This window comes from Erwinia tracheiphila, assembly GCF_021365465.1.
GTDB classification, from domain to species: Bacteria; Pseudomonadota; Gammaproteobacteria; order Enterobacterales; family Enterobacteriaceae; genus Erwinia; species Erwinia tracheiphila.
Window position 1 is genome coordinate 2,567,924 of the sequence record NZ_CP089932.1, and the last position, 17,122, is coordinate 2,585,045.

Annotated in this window: 10 protein-coding genes and 2 pseudogenes; 5 read left to right on the plus strand and 7 right to left on the minus strand. The window is 48.8% G+C overall.

The features are described from left to right. Position 1: 1 nt before the first annotated feature. Both LU633_RS13645 and LU633_RS13650 read right to left on the minus strand, forming a co-directional pair. Complete coding sequence (locus tag LU633_RS13645) at positions 2–202, minus strand: DUF3164 family protein (RefSeq protein ID WP_233485053.1); 201 nt, start codon at positions 200–202, stop codon at positions 2–4. Then, complete coding sequence (locus LU633_RS13650; RefSeq protein ID WP_233485054.1) at positions 181–504, minus strand: hypothetical protein; 324 nt, start codon at positions 502–504, stop codon at positions 181–183. Before LU633_RS13650 ends, LU633_RS13645 begins: the two co-directional genes overlap by 22 nt. A 114-nt stretch (positions 505–618) precedes the next feature. On the opposite strand from LU633_RS13650, the gene LU633_RS13655 reads away from it, so the two are divergent. Beyond that, positions 619–1,316 (plus strand): IS1 family transposase gene (locus tag LU633_RS13655; RefSeq protein ID WP_233485055.1). Its coding sequence is split into 2 segments (ribosomal slippage): positions 619–868 and positions 868–1,316, totalling 699 coding nucleotides; the frame shifts between segments, so codons are not numbered across the junction. Between the two features lie 610 nt (positions 1,317–1,926). On the opposite strand, the gene LU633_RS13660 is transcribed toward LU633_RS13655, so the two are convergent. Then, positions 1,927–3,657 carry an FAD-dependent oxidoreductase gene (locus LU633_RS13660; protein ID WP_233485056.1) on the minus strand — a complete coding sequence of 577 codons (1,731 nt, stop codon included), beginning with the start codon at positions 3,655–3,657 and terminating at the stop codon, positions 1,927–1,929. A 166-nt stretch (positions 3,658–3,823) separates the two neighbouring features. Next, complete coding sequence (locus LU633_RS25945; protein WP_325175723.1) at positions 3,824–5,773, minus strand: family 10 glycosylhydrolase; 1,950 nt, start codon at positions 5,771–5,773, stop codon at positions 3,824–3,826. A 783-nt stretch (positions 5,774–6,556) separates the two neighbouring features. Here LU633_RS25945 and LU633_RS13675 point away from each other — a divergent pair. Continuing rightward, positions 6,557–7,254 (plus strand): IS1 family transposase gene (locus LU633_RS13675; RefSeq protein ID WP_233485057.1). Its coding sequence is split into 2 segments (ribosomal slippage): positions 6,557–6,806 and positions 6,806–7,254, totalling 699 coding nucleotides; the frame shifts between segments, so codons are not numbered across the junction. Between the two features lie 106 nt (positions 7,255–7,360). On the opposite strand, the pseudogene LU633_RS13680 reads toward LU633_RS13675, so the two are convergent. The 3 genes and pseudogenes from LU633_RS13680 to LU633_RS13695 all read right to left on the minus strand — a co-directional run. After that, positions 7,361–7,644, minus strand: a pseudogene (locus tag LU633_RS13680) (alcohol dehydrogenase); the annotation flags it as partial. A gap of 204 nt (positions 7,645–7,848) precedes the next feature. After that, a pseudogene (locus tag LU633_RS13690) lies at positions 7,849–8,137 on the minus strand (alcohol dehydrogenase catalytic domain-containing protein); the annotation flags it as partial. Positions 8,138–8,224: 87 nt separating this feature from the next. Further along, positions 8,225–9,547 carry a methyl-accepting chemotaxis protein gene (locus LU633_RS13695; protein WP_325175724.1) on the minus strand — a complete coding sequence of 441 codons (1,323 nt, stop codon included), beginning with the start codon at positions 9,545–9,547 and terminating at the stop codon, positions 8,225–8,227. A 676-nt stretch (positions 9,548–10,223) separates the two neighbouring features. On the opposite strand from LU633_RS13695, the gene LU633_RS13700 reads away from it, so the two are divergent. The 3 genes from LU633_RS13700 to LU633_RS13710 are packed head-to-tail and all read left to right on the plus strand — an operon-like array spanning position 10,224 to position 16,983. Further along, on the plus strand, positions 10,224–11,612 hold the full coding sequence (locus LU633_RS13700; RefSeq protein WP_233485058.1) for an SrfA family protein: 1,389 nt from the start codon (positions 10,224–10,226) through the stop codon (positions 11,610–11,612). 2 nt (positions 11,613–11,614) lie between these two features. Then, positions 11,615–14,596 carry a virulence factor SrfB gene (locus tag LU633_RS13705; protein WP_233485059.1) on the plus strand — a complete coding sequence of 994 codons (2,982 nt, stop codon included), beginning with the start codon at positions 11,615–11,617 and terminating at the stop codon, positions 14,594–14,596. Beyond that, complete coding sequence (locus tag LU633_RS13710; protein WP_233485060.1) at positions 14,593–16,983, plus strand: virulence factor SrfC family protein; 2,391 nt, start codon at positions 14,593–14,595, stop codon at positions 16,981–16,983. The genes LU633_RS13705 and LU633_RS13710 overlap by 4 nt, the downstream gene beginning before the upstream one ends. The last annotated feature ends 139 nt before the right edge of the window (positions 16,984–17,122 follow it).

Here is a 17,122-nt window from a genome sequence, read left to right on the forward strand (position 1 = left end):
TTCACACCCCCGCGATATCCAGTGGAATATTAACCAGTTTCCCGCTTTCATCCTGCTCTTTGAAATTGATATAAGTGGATGTAACGGAAACGACCAGCACTTTATTTAATGCATCCATTGCCTGCTGCCAGAGGTCGTCCTGAATATTAAGCTGGCGCAGGGAAATAATACGCCCCGTGTTCAGCTTACCTTCTTTGTCCACGTCGAACGCATCGGTAGCGCGGCACGCCTTGCGGTGGTCATAATCAGCCGGAACTCGCGGCAGGAACGAATTACTCCCCAAAAAACAACACACTTTCCTTTTTCCCACTGGTCAACATCCCAGCCAGCAGCTTTTCGTGTACAATCAAGCACCATCTGATAACCGTCGATAAAGATATAAAGCCTCAGTTCATCACCGAAATATGCCTTCCACGCTGAAACATAACCTGCAGTTAATAGGCTACTATTTCTTACATAAATACGTTTTAAAGCTGAGACTTCTTTATTTAATAAGCTGCTCATTAATATTCCCTCAGTGAATTAACAGCTGTGCGTAAGTCTCAATTAACTTGACGCTGATACCGGTCGTGACGCAGACTTGCTGATCACGTATGCTTTGCGCTTTGGATGTAACATATGGCTAAAGTTGATGTCGTCTGCCCTCAGTGCAATGAAACTCATGCTGTACGATGTAACGGACATTCAGCATCCGGTGCCCAACGTTACATCTGCAAGCATTGTTCAAAGACCTTTCAGCTCAACTTTAGCTACTCCGGTGCCAAACCAGACACACACCAGACCATTGTTAATATGGCCATGAATGGTTCCGGATGTCGCGATACCGCACGGGTCCCCGGTATCAGCCTCAATACGGTTCTGCGGCACGTAAAAAAATTTCCCCAAAGCAGGTAGCTGAGAATATCGACCCCGAAACGGAGGTTGTTATCTGCTGTGAAGCCGGTGAACAATGGTCTTACGTGCGGTGTAAAAGCAATCCCCGGTGGTTGTTCTATGCTTATGACCGTATCCGCAAACGTGCTCTGGCCCACGTCTTCGGCCCGAGAAATGCCCCGACCCTGCGACGATTGCTGGCCCTGTTAAGCAAATTTAACCTTGCCTTTTATATGACAGATGCCTGGCCGGTTTATAAAGTTCTGTTAAGTGCAACAGGCCACGTGGTGAGCAAGAAATATACCCAACGGACAGAACGACATAATCTTAATCTTCGCACACATATCAAACGACTGACCCGCAGAACAATTTGCTTTTCGAAGTCAGAGGAAATGCACGATAAGATCATCGGTTGGTATCTTACTCTTCATCATTATCAATAAATCTGCGTCACGACCGTTCTTTGGAATATATATAAATGAAACGTCATCATATATCTGAAAAATTCCTGCCGTAATTTCCGTAAGCATTCCCGGATACATAAATTAAACCATCATCTCCGTATTACGCGGGGTGGTTTCCGTCTATAACTTAAAGGGCACTGGAAAAACAAGATATATTGGGCTTGCAAGGCAAATTTCCATCTTAAGTTCATACAATTACAGTGCTAAAATGTCTATGGAAAAAGCATTGTCATAAGCATCCAGGATAAACTTAGATTGCCATATGATGAATTTAATAGAGTACCAGTGGCAGGTGTAACTAACATAACACGGGTTTACAAAATGCCGTTATGCTAAAGAGGCCGCTGCGTGATTCGATTTTTGCAGCGACCTTTTCAATATAACATTTTGACATTATGCGCACTGTGGTTGTGATAACCATTTAGTAATGTCATTTTGTATCCAGATAGAAACGCTACCTTAGAGTAAGCTAAACCAAGTGCAATTCTGAGGAACTCTATAACTGAATACACCCATGTCACTATTCCGGTTATAGCGCCATGATAAGTGTGGATTGAATGTCTAACAAAAATTTAGCCCATCACGGCAGTTATATATTTAAAACAGATTGCGAATGAGAAAATATATTATTAGGGTCTATTTGCGCTTTAATTTCTTTCAGTCGATAAGAAACTGACTCACCGAAATAGATCTCCAGAAAGTTACCATAGGAAACCCCGGGGTCAGCAGCATAGCCATTGTTCACCCCAAGTTGTCGATCGGGATAATTAAAGTAACAGCCCTGATATTTATTCCCCCAAACCGGAAATGATGAAACCCCACCAGTCCCACTGGAATGGATGTTGTTGTATCCCAGATTAAACCAGGTAACAATATCGCTTTCATTTTGAAGCGCTTGTGCTGGCGTGGTGCCTTCAAATGTTTTCCAGTACGTTTGATACTGAGCTTTTAACAGGGAACTTCTGGCTGCGATCGCAGTACCTGGCACAGACCCGCCATCCATATTATTTATTTGCAACCCATAGCTGTCAATCTGTATCAGCGTTTGTGATTTATCCGCTACTGCAGGTGCAACATTGCCAGCCTGTTTGTCGGTTAAAAACTGATAAATTGATGTTGCTTCATTATTTGTAAAGTTAGTGATCATATAACTGCTTTTGTATTTCCCTTTCTGGTTTTCGCCAGAACCATTAAGCAATTGTGTCATATCAATCCACGGTAAGTTATAAACCGTATCAAGTGATATCTGTGCAGAAACAGGATGCCCAATCAGGTTGAAAAGTTGCTTATGCCATTGGGAAGTTCCGGGCTCCACTATCCATTCATTGAGTTCAGACCAGAAGCTTCTGATCACGCCCAAAGCCTCTGCCTCAGTACTGATTGGAGCAATATCAATACCGCCCATTGTTGAGCTATGGCCTGAGTTATCACCGTAGACTACCTGCATAACGATGGACATCACATCCGTTGCTGCTGTCATAAAGGTAAACTTGCCTAACGTGAAAGCCTGGCCCGGAAGTTTAGTGGTGGCGGTATAGTAAGCCTGCATAAACCGGGCAAAATTTTCTGCACCTGCTCCATTAGTATTATCAGCAAACAGACTCCATGGAACAGGTAGAGCAACAAATAGCGCTCTTTCCGGTGCAGCAGGCATCCTATCTTTACGGAAATAATATTTCGTAATGACGCCAAAGTGCCCTGCCCCACCTCCGCGGCTTGCCCAGTTCAGGCCATCTGAATCCGATTCATCAAATGCCCTGATAACGAACCCCGCAGTTTTATCTGGAATAACCATTTCGACGCCAGCGAGATAATCAACGGTGAGGCCATGAAGCCGGGAGAGTAAACCATAGCCCCCACCCGAAATATGTCCGCCAGCGCAGACAGAATAGCAGGATCCCCCCGGAAGTGCAGCTCCATATTTAGAATGTAAGGTTTGTTGAATGAGCCAGTTAGAAGCACCGGGTTCAACGGTAATATAGTCTGTACCATTTATAGTGACTTCATCGATATTTCGCATATTACTTAAATCAATGACAAAGCGAGTTTTATTACTTGTTGAAGACGTAACCCGTCGATTAAAAGTGAAATCTTCATAGCAATGGCCTCCGGAAATCACTCTTATTTCACCTGATAACGGAGAATGACTATTATTAATATCAACAAGAGCGTTCAAAACATCGTTTGTGCTTGATGCCAAATAAACGCCTTCCCCTTTTGTTTCAGTCAGGTCATTTTCGAGTGTAAATCGCTGATTAAAACCACGATCAAGACCTGGGTAGTTATTGGCTTTAGGTGAAACGTAAATATATCCAGACATAACATTCTCCTTTTTTACATTATGGACTCTCTGATGATTCTGTATGCAAGCGTTATTACTCTTATTATTCACGAGTAAATATTACATCTAATAAACATGCCAGATTTAAAAATCATATAATCGTTAGCGTAAAAATACGCCAGCACTTCAATTTAGTGAAGAAATTTTATGTATATTTTTCCACAAGTGAATAAAGTATTGCCGCTGTTTCAGCATCCAGCTTGCCACTGTAATTGCATGGCCGGAAATGCAACTGGAATGCCCGAATTAACTGGGCATAATTGAAGTGATTTTCCGAACCCGATGTATCATAGCCATATCTGTTGAGCATGGTAGTTATCTCGTCTTTTGAAGGCAATGCATGGCAGAACTGTCGGATATATCTATCCTTAGTTTCTTCATCAAACCATGCCCCTATACCTGCTTCATAGAGAGTTTTCCATGGGAAAGCCGGCCCAGGGTCGTTTTTTCTGCCCGGTGCAATATCCGAGTGCCCTACAACATTCACCGGAGTAATATTCGGATAGCGCTGGATGATATTGAATGTCAGTTCTTTTATTACATCGATTTGGGCCTGGCTGTAGGGTGGAAAAATGAATACGCCGTTATTATCACTGGCCAGGTTAACCACCTCAATTCCTATAGAGGTATCGTTAAGGTTGCTGCGCCCTGCCCATGAACTCCCCCCTGCATGCCAGGCTCGCTCATTTTCATCCACCAGATTAAAGACGCGCATGTCATTAAAACCTGCGGCAATATAGGTCTGATCATCCGTGTCAGGGACAAGGTAATGCGCACTAGCGACACCATCACCGGCAAGCATCCTTATCGATGTAGCAAAATCAACCGCAGTGTAATGCATAACAAGAAAACGCACGCGCCGGTTAAAGCCCTTCACAGAACGGTAGCTATTATAATCGATAGGATACATATTCCGTACCGGAGCCGGAGCCCATCTTTTTTTCAGATACTTAATAACCCTCTGCGTCTGAGGCTCGTTCAGGAACAGATGTCGAAACAACATACATCCGCTCACATCTGTAAGAGAATCATTCAGATTAAGCTGTCGGGTGATTTCGGGGACCCCTCCCTCAATTGTCCAGTCAGGCTCGATAGATGACGGAATACCGACCTTATAAAGTGCCATACCGATGTACAATTCAGTCTTTGTTCCTCTAACGGTATCAGCCCACCATCGGGTAATTACATCATATCGGGCGACCTGGCGGGCGAAAGGCCAATAAACCTGTGGCACGATATAATCAATGATGCCGTCAAGTACCCATTTCCGAGTGTCCGCGTACGCCGAATCATAATTTGGTGCACCTGCCTGCGTGTCTGAGCCAAGAGGATCATCAGCTTTGTTCCGCCATACTCCGGCAGGGCTGATACCAAATCTCACAGTGGGCCTGATAAACTTAATGCGCCGATGACAGGCATCGACCAGGGAATAAGTATTGTTTCTTCGCCAGTCTCCCTTGCTGTAAAAACATTGACCAAACTTATGCCAGGTTGCATCGTCATTTAGCGGAGAATCGGCTGATTCATAATAGAAGTAATCATCAAACTGAATGCCGTCAACATCGTACCTGGAAACAATTTCCTCAACGATTCCGGTAACCCATGCCTGAACCTCTGGAATACCGGGATCAAGAACATAGCGGTTATAGGCAACGCCCGTCCACTCGGGGTGGGTTTTGAAAATGCTTTGAGGCGAGTCATGGGACGAGTTATTCAGCTCATCCACGGTAGCAGCGCTTGTATTTGTTGATATACGGTACGGGTTAATCCAGGCGTGCAGCTCAATATTTCTGGCGTGAGCCTGCTCTACTGCCCATTCAAGAGGATCAAATCCCGGATTTTTTCCGAGTGATCCTGTCAGATATTTTGACCATGGCAGCAATTTTGAAGAATAAAGTGCATCGGCGCAGGGAACAACCTGAAAAATAACGGTGTTCATATTTACTGCTGCAAGATCATCCAAAATTCTGGTAAGTTCGTCTTTCTGTTTTTTAACTCGTTCATCGTCATCGGTAATGGCGAGTGTTGAAGAAGAAGGCCAGTCCAGATTAAAAACGCTGGCTACCCACATGGCACGCATTTTTCTGTTTTGCATTGTATTTCTCCATATCCAGCTGTCATGTTTTCTTTCTTATTAACCATTCTTCGAGTAAACAAAAGTGAAACGGGCTGATTTCCAACTGACCCTGCGGTTTATTTTGTGAGCACTCTCTGATTGTCAAATGTAGACATGCAACAAAGGCACTCATTTATGTCTATCGTCTCTTTCACATCATTATGAGAAACACTATTTCAGTGAAAAATAATGATAATATAATTGATAATTAAAATGCATTTCAGTTGAGTTACAAAGATCCACCTTAAGTTTTCATTCTTTTAATGAAGTTCAGGAGCGATGAAAAGTCCGACGTTAAAAAGACTATTCAGCCTTTTTGTATGAACAGCAAAACGCCATTACGCATGAGCAATTAACTTAAACGCTTACTTCACTCATCTTATATTTTCTTCTGGCTTCCATTCCGATATTTAAATCATAATCACGGCTTGCGGCAGAACTTGAGATAAGCTTATTCAATAGTGCGTCAATTGGTATTGCGAGCTTTTTAATTTCTACTGACGTATTTTTATCTCGTAATGATTTCTTTCAGGCTGAGTGGTTAATATTAACAGTTATTCTTCTCGCTGCTCTTGCAAAATACAGTATAGAAAGCGCAAAAATTAAAGCGTATATCAACAAAAAAATAAAATCATAAACGGTAAACTAGCACCTTTACGGCTGCAATCTTTATAAAAAACAATCAAAAAGTGTTTGATACAGATTAAGGGGTCGTGACGCAGACTTGCTGATCACGTATGCTTTGCGCTTTGAATGTAACATATGGCTAAAGTTGATGTCGTCTGCCCTCAGTGCAATGAAACTCATGCTGTACGATGTAACGGACATTCAGCATCCGGTGCCCAACGTTACATCTGCAAGCATTGTTCAAAGACCTTTCAGCTCAATTTTAGCTACTCCGGTGCCAAACCAGACACACACCAGACCATTGTTAATATGGCCATGAATGGTTACGGATGTCGCGATACCGCACGGGTTCTCGGTATCAGCCTCAATACGGTTCTGCGGCACGTAAAAAAATTTCGCCAAAGCAGGTAGCTGAGGATATAGACCCCGAAACGGAGGTTGTTATCTGCTGTGAAGCCGGTGAACAATGGTCTTACGTGCGGTGTAAAAGCAATCCCCGGTGGTTGTTCTATGCTTATGACCGTATCCGCAAACGTGCTCTGGCCCATGTCTTCGGCCCGAGAAATGCCCCGACCCTGCGACGATTGCTGGCCCTGTTAAGCAAATTTAACCTTGCCTTTTATATGACAGATGCCTGGCCAGTTTATAAAGTTCTGTTAAGTGCAACAAGCCACGTGGTGAGCAAGAAATATACCCAACGGACAGAACGACATAATCTTAATCTTCGCACACATATCAAACGACTGACCCGCAGAACAATTTGCTTTTCGAAGTCAGAGGAAATGCACGATAAGATCACTGGTTGGTATCTTACTCTTCATCATTATCAATAAATATGCGTCACGACCGATTAAGGGATACGACACGTTCTTCGCTAAATCTGCCTGCAATGCAGGCAGATTTTTTCGGAAATGAAATTTAGAATTGAAATGATAACAATCAGAAATCAACTTTCAGCACGACACGATAGTTGGCCTTACCAGCATGAACGTGTTCCAAAGCATCGTTGATTTTGACATTGGGAAATATTCCACCTTAGGAGCAATGTCTGCACGTGAGGCCAGCGTAAGCAGATTACGCAACTGGCCAGGAAAGCCAGCAGAAGAACCTGCAATGGCTTTGTCCCCCATAATTAGATCAAAGGCCGAAACCTGGAATGGCTTCATCACTGCGCCAACAGCATGGAATTTTCCAGACGGTGCCAGCGCGTCGAAATAAGGTTTCTACGCTAAGAGCCTGTCTCAACAGGGCTTTATTCCAGACAATAAGACCACAGGAAAAATGCAACAGGACCCTGTCATTCTCAGACGTCTTTTCCCGTCGGGTCAGAGGCCGGCGAAACCGGTTCATCCGGCTGTGCGCCCTCCCGACTGCCCGGCGACAGGCACTGAAGTTCGTGATTTTACAGTTAACCTGATGCAGTGTTCGCAGTGGTGACAGCTTTTTGCCATCCAGCCGATACCTACACGCTGCCCGGTGGATAATCCTTTGTTTTTTGCCGCCTCCCCCAGAGCCCAAAATGCGGCCAATGACTTCATGTGCGGCGACAGTGGGATAGCGTGAAATACCCCTCTCATTATCAATCATGGACAGGTCCGAATGGCAGACGCCGCAATACTCGACTTCATTCGGCAGCAAGGGGGCGGGGGCCGCATCGTATTCATATAGTTCAAGAAGCTGACCGGGCTGCATAGCGGCGTAGCTTTTGATTTTCATCCTTTACCTCAGCTTTTGTTAACAGTGTAGTAAACTCCCTTCTTGCTGAGTTAACGCGCTGAGGTATTTGTCCCCCCGCGGTATCCCTCACTCCGCCAGATGTTCAGTGACGTGACCGATGGCTTCAACAACCTGAGCAGAATTGTTCTGAATGCTTAAAATGACGTTTCCAGCTTCCCGAACCAGCGATACACCCTGATCGGCGCGTGAAAGGTTGGCAGAGATATTTTTCTGTGCCAACGCGGCCAGTTCCTGATTGCGCTTCACGACCTCGGAAATTTCCAGGCTGGCACTGTTGATATTAGACGCAAGGCTACGAACTTCATTGGCCACGACCGCAAAGCTGCGACCATGAGTGCCGGCCCTGGCGGCTTCTACGGCCGCATTGAGTGCCAGCAAATTGGTCTGATTCGCGATTCGCTGAATGGTCTCTACAATAGTGCCAATCAGCGCCGACTGGGAGCTTAAATCGTTAATACCGCCGGAAACATTACTCAGTTCCACGGCAATTTCATTCATTTTTGCCACACTGTTTTCAATAACGCCGACGCCAGTGCGCGTATTCTGACTGGTTTCAATTGCTGCATTGTACGCATGCTCGGCGGCTTCGCGTTCTTTCTGGTTTTTGATCACCTGGGACGTCACATCGGTGGCAAATTTCACTACTTCGTACAGTCGGTTATTTTCGTCAAATACCGGGTTGTAAGTCGCACGCAGCCAGATAGTGCGCCCCCGGCTGTCAACACGCTCAAACTGACCGGAGACGTAATCACCCTGACACAATTTTTGCCAGAACTGGCTGTATTCGGCGCTGTTGTAAACCTCAGGCGAACAAAACATGCGATGATGATGCCCCAATATCTCTTCCTTCTGGTAGCCGGTGATTTTCAGAAAGTTATCATTAACGCGCAGAACTTCACCGTTAAGGTTGAATGCAATAATCGCCATGGAGCGATCGATGGCGTTGGTCATTGCTTTCTGTTCCTGAGCAGCAATCGTCCGCGCCGTAATGTCCGAGGCCAGCCCAACGATTTTTATGACCTTTCCTTTACGATTGCGTATCGGGACATAACTCGCCTCAAACCAGATTTTTTTACCCTGTTTGGTCAGGCGTAAAAACTTATCGCTGAAGCTCTCACCGCGTGCCAGCCGCTGCCAGAATTGGGTATATTCAGGAGAAGCAAGCAGCTGTTCCGGGCAAAACATACGGTGATGTTGCCCGACAATTTCTTCCAGCCTGTACCCCATTTTCTGTAAAAAAAGGGGATTAGCATTAAGGATTTTCCCCTCAGGAGTCAGTTCCATTATCGCCACCGCGCCGTGGATCGAACTCTGCGTGGTACGGCAGAGTTTTTCAGACCTAAAAAATTTATTCAGGAAACCTAACCCTAACCGTTTTAAAATACGCATATCGTAACCTTTCAGTCATGTTTTTTGTCATCTCCGCACTGCTTATCGGCAGGCAATAAGAAAAAATTATGATGCTTTAAGTACGTAAAAAATTAACCCCGTTCGAAGAACGTAGAATCGAGGGGGCGGCTCGGCAAAAAGTATTGGTAATTTTAAGCAGTAATGATTGGTGCTGCTATTTTGTGCCGGGGCAGGGTGGTTTCTGAGAGTGTCCTGACTGCGTTGAGAATTGTCAGACCGCAGCATTGACACAGACGACTGGTCAAGTAAAAGCCCCCTATTGGCGGCTGGCATAAAAAGCTACGGCGCTGAGTAAATAGCGGCACCTGATACCGTTACACATGCTATTTATGTGCATCTGACAGGTGCGTCAGAACGAAGCATGACGAGCCTGATGGCAGTGAAAATACCCCGACCTCTTATCCCACAAGAACTGACCCGAAGCGGAGCACTGTTTCGCAAAGTGATCGGAGTGCTTATGCTACCTTCAGAGCAACCCTCCATCCTGTTTCTTTTCTCGGTTAACATGACAAACGACTTTCCGCTATTCCATTGAGGAAGTAATCACCTGTTTACCCTCTTATTTCTCCATTTGATTTAAGTCCATTCGACTACAGTAAAAAGACATTTACAGTACATTGTCTTTAACTCTGATATCTGAAAAAAGGTCATTTGCGTGGCTAAACTCTTTTTACGCAGCGGAAGTCTGGATGCCGTTCTGCCCCTTGGCGAAAACGGGCAGCCTGTTTACCTTTCGGCCCTGCAATTGCGCGAAACGCTGCGCCTGCGAAAACAGCAACAAATAGCTGACTGCCTTGCGATCCCTCAACCTAACGATACCGGAACCCGCCTGGACTGGTATGCCCCCATCAATGGTAAAGTTATCTCCTGGGCGGCAGCCAGCGAGAGCGTCCGCAGCCATGCCCTGAACCAGCTGATTGCCTGCCAGCAGGTGCTGGCTGAAATGAGTCATCGCGCGTTGCAGGCGGAAAAAAGTGGTCAGAAATTATTCGGCGCATTGCTGGCGAAGGCCTTACAGTTTCCCGATCAAAACTTTGTTTATCTGGTTGGTGGCAAACCGGTACTGACCTTTTGGGGGTTTGTCAGCCTGGATAAAAAATCACGACAGGATTCACTGGACTGCCTGCGTAAGGTTGAAGACGACCCGGTACCGCTGAATTTGTCCAAAATGGGGGAGGTTTCCCCGCCTGCTATCCCGGTGTCTGATCCGCTGACTGTCTCACTCCCCTTGCCTGCTGTACCTCCAGAACCCACAGTCATCGCCAGCGAACCCCCTTCTGACATTGCACAAAGCGAATCTGCGCTAACGCCAGTCGATGCATCCCGTGTAGCGTCACGCGCGTCGCGCCCCCTGCTACGCTATGGCTGGATGCTCCCGGCAGCAGCCTTACTTATCGCGTTTGGCATGCAAATTAAAAGTTATGTTTTCGTGGCGGGTGAAGCACCCGCACCGCAGGAAAATCATGCCAGCACCTCAGGCGAAACAGAGCATATTGAAAAAGCACCTCAGTCTGTACCCGCCATACCTGCTGTTGTTAGCGAAAAAACAACGCTGCCAGTGGCTCCCGCCAGCGTTGTGCCGATTCAGCAACAGGCTGCCGTCACGCCGCCTGTGGAAGCAGACAAAACCGGAGAAAGCGCCACCTTCATGCCAGCGGCCAAAGACGATCTGACACTGCCTTCTGATGCGGTAAAACTCGGCTCAACCCGATTCCTTAACGGTAGCTGGCGGGCAATTATCGGTGGCAAAAATCCCCTGTTCGGTAATCCGCCCAGCCTGCTTTTTCAGATAAAAAACGGCAAAGGAATCGCGAAGATAACGCAGGGTGACGGTATTGTCTGTAAAGTGGATGTTTATGCCGGATTGATGAAGTCAGGTAACCTGGTCATTAACAGCCGCACCAAAGCGAAATGCAGCGATGGTTCACGCTATCAGATGCCCGACCTGACCTGTAAGCAAGGGACCAACGGTGCTGCCGAATGTAGCGGTCAATACGATGCCAATACGGTATTACCGATGACAATGAAGCGCGAGAGTAAATGATTATGCTGGCGACTATCACTGATATTAAACCGAACATGAGACTGGTTCAGAACAGCGGGATACAGTTTCTGGACTTTGCACTGACGCCTGAGCTGGAGGCTGACTTACCGGGAAAATTTGTCCGACAGACGGCTAATGGCCCACTTCTGCGGCTCAATTTCAATGCCCTTAGTGGAAAATACATGCTGCCCGTGTCGACAGACGGTGCGCCAGAAGTGGTTAAGCCAGAATTTAGCTTCCCTCTGGCACAGTCTCTGCTGCTGCTGGACAGCGTCTGGCTGCCTCTGCCTTTCTTCCGCTTCAATCCTCCACGCACCTTTATTGGTGGCCCGGATAACTGGGCGCGCCTGCGCATTACTGCGCTGGACAAGCCCGACGCCAATGGCCACACGCACCGCGTTTGCATGGCATTTGAAACCCGTGTCTGGCCCGAAGGTGAAGATGAATCGCTGGCCCTGAATATCAGCGACGCGCAATCCGGGGTAAGTTTTGCGCTGGCGCATCACAGTGATGAACTGGGTGAGTTTCTCGACCATACCTGGGTTGACGGCTGGCTGCGTGAAGTATTCAGCGAACGCGCTGCAGATGTTGAGCAGCGTCCACAGGTGAATGTCCGCACGGCGCTACGCGAATTTGAATATCAGGCTCACTATCTGAACCTCCTGCATATGCTTGGCCATCAGCTGTTGCTACCGGAGCTGAAAATCAGCGCCGCGACGCCTGCGGCGCCTGTTATCCCGGTCGACCTCATCCTTGACGTAGGGAATTCTCACACCTGCGGTATTATGGTTGAAGATCATGCCGACGATCATCACGGGCTTCGGCACACCTATGAACTGCATTTACGTAACCTGAGTGCGCCGGAGCAGGTTTACAACGAACTGTTTGAAAGCCGTGTGGAATTTGCTCAGGCCAGCTTTGGTAAACAAAATTTTTCAGTGGAAAGCGGACGGGATGATGCCTTTATCTGGCCATCCATCGCGCGCGTGGGCCGAGAGGCCAGCCAGCTTGCGGTGCAACGTCTTGGCACGGAAGGAACCACGGGTATCTCAAGCCCGCGCCGCTATCTGTGGGATGAAGAGAGCTACGCGCCCGGGTGGCGCTTCAGCGCCACACCGGGCAATAGCACTGAAGAGCCGATTGCTACCGCCCTGCCGCTGACAAACCTGGTCAATGATGAAGGGCAGCCGTTGTATAATCAGCCCCTTGAGGAACGCCTGCCTGTCTTTTCGGCCAACTACAGCCGCAGCTCAGTGATGAGCTTTATGCTTTCTGAGATGCTGGCCCAGGCCCTGATGCAAATGAACAGCCCGACACAACGGCAAAAAATGCTGCACAGCAGTGCGCCACGACAGCTGCGCAACATTATTCTGACGCTACCCTCTGCCATGCCAAAACCCGAGAGGGAGATTTTCCGTCGCCGGATGCATGAGGCGATTGCGCTGGTATGGAAAGCGATGGCCTGGCATCCGGCCGACGATGACTTCACTACGGATAAAGACAAAGCCAAAAGCCTGGTTCCGGTACCGGCGGTGCAAATGGAATGGGATGAAGCGACCTGTGGCCAGATGGTTTATCTCTACAACGAAACGCAGGTGAACTTCGGCGGCCGCGCCGAGGCCTTTTTCAGCAGTATGGCGCGCCCGGACAGACCCCGTGCTGCCGATGAGACGCCGGGTAAAACCTTACGGATCGCCTCGATTGATATTGGCGGCGGCACTACCGACCTGGCGATAACCCAATACCGGCTGGATGACGGTATGGGCAACAATGTTAAAATTATGCCTCGCCTGCTGTTTCGCGAAGGTTTTAAGCTGGCAGGTGATGACATATTGCTGGATGTGATCCAGCAATATATTCTGCCTGCTCTGCAGGCGGCATTTAAACTGGCGGGGATGGGCAATCCTGAAGGCGTGATGGCCCGCCTGTTTGGCAATGAAGGGCGCATTGACGGTCAGTCCACGCTGCGTCAGCAAGCCACCCTGCAGATTTTTATCCCTCTCGGTCAGGCGATACTCGAGGTCTACGAGCGTTTCGATCCGCTGGAACTGAACGCCGAGGTTGAAGCCAGTTTCGCGGAACTGCTGCCCCGGCCCCCGACACAAAAGCTGCTTAAATACCTTAACCGTGAAATCCAACGCGAGCTGCCGGGAGACGCAGAGCCATTTGATATCCTGCATGTGCCGTTACTTGCCAGTCTGAGTAAACTTCATGCCGGGTTCCTTTCACCCGGCATGAATATCACGCACAGCCTGCGCTCCATGTCAGAGGTGGTGGCTGTTTATGACTGCGACGTGCTGTTGCTGACCGGGCGTCCGTCCCGTTTCCCCGGCGTGCAGGCGTTGTTTCGCCATTTGCAGCCATTGCCCGTCAGCCGCATTTTGTCACTGGACGGCTATCACACCAATGACTGGTATCCGTTCAATAAACAGGGGCGTATCGAGAATCCAAAATCCACCGCTGTCGTCGGTGCTATGCTGTGCCTGCTATCGCTGGATCTGCGTCTGGCAAACTTCTGGTTTAAAGCTGGTGATTTTCAGCCCTATTCCACTATTCGCTATCTTGGCATGTTAGATGCCAGTGGCTTACTGAGTAACGACAATGTCTGGTACAGCGATATCGATCTTGACGATGACCGATTTAGTCTCGATCACGGTCAGCGTTTTCAGGTACGCGGGGCGTTAACTCTCGGCTTCCGGCAGTTAGATAACGACCGCTGGCCTGCCTCACCGCTGTACAGCCTCTCTGTTGCCGACCCGCAGCTGGCACGCCGGGTTGCCGGGGACAAAGTGCTGAAGATCAGGCTGACCGTGACGAACACCAGTGAGTCAGGGCCGGAACGATTTGAAATTGCAGAAGCAAGCCTTGATGATGGTACGCGGGTTCCGCTGGAACATCTGCGACTTAAACTCAATACTTTAGCCAGCAGCGGATCGGGACTTACCCATTACTGGATCGACAGTGGGAGCGTATACAAGAAATGAAAGCGTTGACGCCTAAGCAATTATCAGGTCAGTTTGGCAAAAAGCTGGATACGCTAATCAAAAGTATCGTCGCGTCAATTGACTGGCTGGACAGCGCCCGCATTACGGCCCCCTCGCTGGACAGGGAAGCGGACCGTCTGCGCATCAGACTCCTCCGCCAGCGCAATAAGGCCGACTACCTGACCGATGCCGCAGCGAAAGAGTGTGCAATCGGTTTTTTTGGTCTTTCTCAGGCGGGGAAGTCTTATCTGATCTCCGCTCTGGCTGCCAGTGAGAAAGGCCGGATGGAAATTGCCCTTGGCGGCGCAACGCTGGATTATCGCCAGTTCAATCCGCAGCAGCAAACCAGCACCATGGTGCTCCGCATCAGCAGCCAGCAGACGCGGGTTGATAATGAATGGCCGGTACGGCTGGCATTATTGAGTGAAAGTGAACTGATTGCGATTATCGCTGAAATGTACGCACTGCGTGATGCTAACGCCAGCAGTGTGGTGGACGAGCAGCAAATCACAGAACGGCTTAACACCACAGCGATGTACAGGCAAAACCAGCCAACCGGCGGCATCAGCGACAGTGATGTGGTGACGCTGTGGGACAGGCTTGTCACCGCACACCTCTGCTGTGATGAGGCACTGGAGAGCCACTTCTGGCCACAGGCGGTGGCGACAGCCCCGCTGCTCGGCGTCGATGACCGCGCCCGCCTGTTTTCATTACTGTGGGGGGATGACCGGGATCTCAGCAATTTGTACCGTCAGCTGGCGCATGTACTGCACCATGTTTCCTGCGCATCCGTGGTGTTCGCGCCCTATTCTGTGGTGGACGATCCCGCGCTAAACGTGATCACCAGCCACGGCCTGCGTTATTTTAATGCAGCGGCAGACCGGGTTATTCAGGTGGTTCCACAACAGAACAACCGCAGTCTCAAGTCGGTTAATCTGACGCTTGCGGAGCTGACGCTACTTAGTCGGGAAATGTTGTTGCCTCTCTATCGCGCCCCGCGAGAAGAGCTGTTCGAGCAGGTCGATCTGCTGGATTATCCCGGATATGAGCAACCAAACGTCGTGCCCAATGATACGCAACATGAGCTGGCTTTGCGCTTTCTGACCGCCAAACGTCCTTTTCTGCTTACCCGCGCTGCTGACAGCTACGATATCAGTTTGCTGATGGTGTGCAGTGCCGCCTGCCAGCGTGCAGATACACGGGTGACAGGACGGCTGCTGGAAAACTGGGTGAAAAAAACGCAGGGCGAAAGCAGTCAAATTCGCAGCCAGCGTAAACCAGGACTTATTTGGGCGCTCACTCCCTTCGACCAGCGTATTACGCAGGGACACAATCATGATGCGGCCGTTCAGCGTTTTGTCGGCACACCGGGTGAGGCCTGGGGAACCATGCTGGCCATGGACGATAAGGGGGTGAAACGAATGGCGGGCTGGTTGACCAACGAAGTCAAACGTGAAGTGAAACTGGCTCGCCTTCAGGAACTGGGAAGCGAAATCCGCCGGGAACTGACGGATAACCTGCTGGGCCACTGGTATCTGGTTTCAGAAAAAGAACAACCACAGGAGCGTTTACGTATCGCCACGGCGCTACTGAAAGCGTTACAGGCGCGCACGAGCGTCCACGGCGAGCTGCTCGAACGTCTGCTGCCGGAAAGAGAGAGGCTGCGCCAGCTTTTTCTGCAACGTGCACCTGCGGGTGTTGTTCAGGGTGCAGAACATGTGCTCACGGAAGACGATCCCTTTGGCATCGGTATGCATATCGATTTGTTAAGTGATCAACCTTTGCCCGGCCTGCTTAACCCTGAAGAGAATCTGCCCGGGGAGAAAGCCGAAACCGAGTTTCCTCGTCAGGTTTATCACTACTGGATTAACCTGCTACGACAGTTACCCGATCGTTCGGCGCTGCTGGAACTGCTCGGCGTCAGTAAACCTACCCTTGAAATGCTGACGGAAGAGCTGGTGACAGCCAGCATTCGTCTTGATATTGAGGGGGCGCTGGTGAAGATGCTGAATGATCACGAACTACAGGGTACGCCTGCCGAAATGATCGCCGACCGTCAGGTAACGCGGGCACTGAGCGTTTTAGGCGATTTTGTCGCATGGCTTGGCTTTCAGCACATACCGGAAAGCCAGCGGCCAGAGAGTAAAATTCATCGGGGAAAGCCTGTTTTTGCCAGACCCGAATCACAAAGTGCCAGCCTGGGACCGGCCCAGCGTTTAACCAGGCTGTCGCTGAAACCCAACAATCACGCAGCCTGTTACATCTATGACTGGTTAGTTGCCCTGAATGAGATGATTTTACTGAACGCGGGGTATTCAGTGGCAGGAGAGATTGATAGCGATCACCGCGAACGCCTTGGAACCCTGCTCAGGCAGATTGGCCGATAAAATTTGCGCCGTAATCCGCTTACGGGTTACAGCGTTGATTGCTGAACACTCCGGTTTTGCCGATGATGATATCTGCGTGTTTTGATTTAGCATGAGTTCGAATCTGTTTTTTTATTATCAGCCCTTCCCCTTGTCGTGT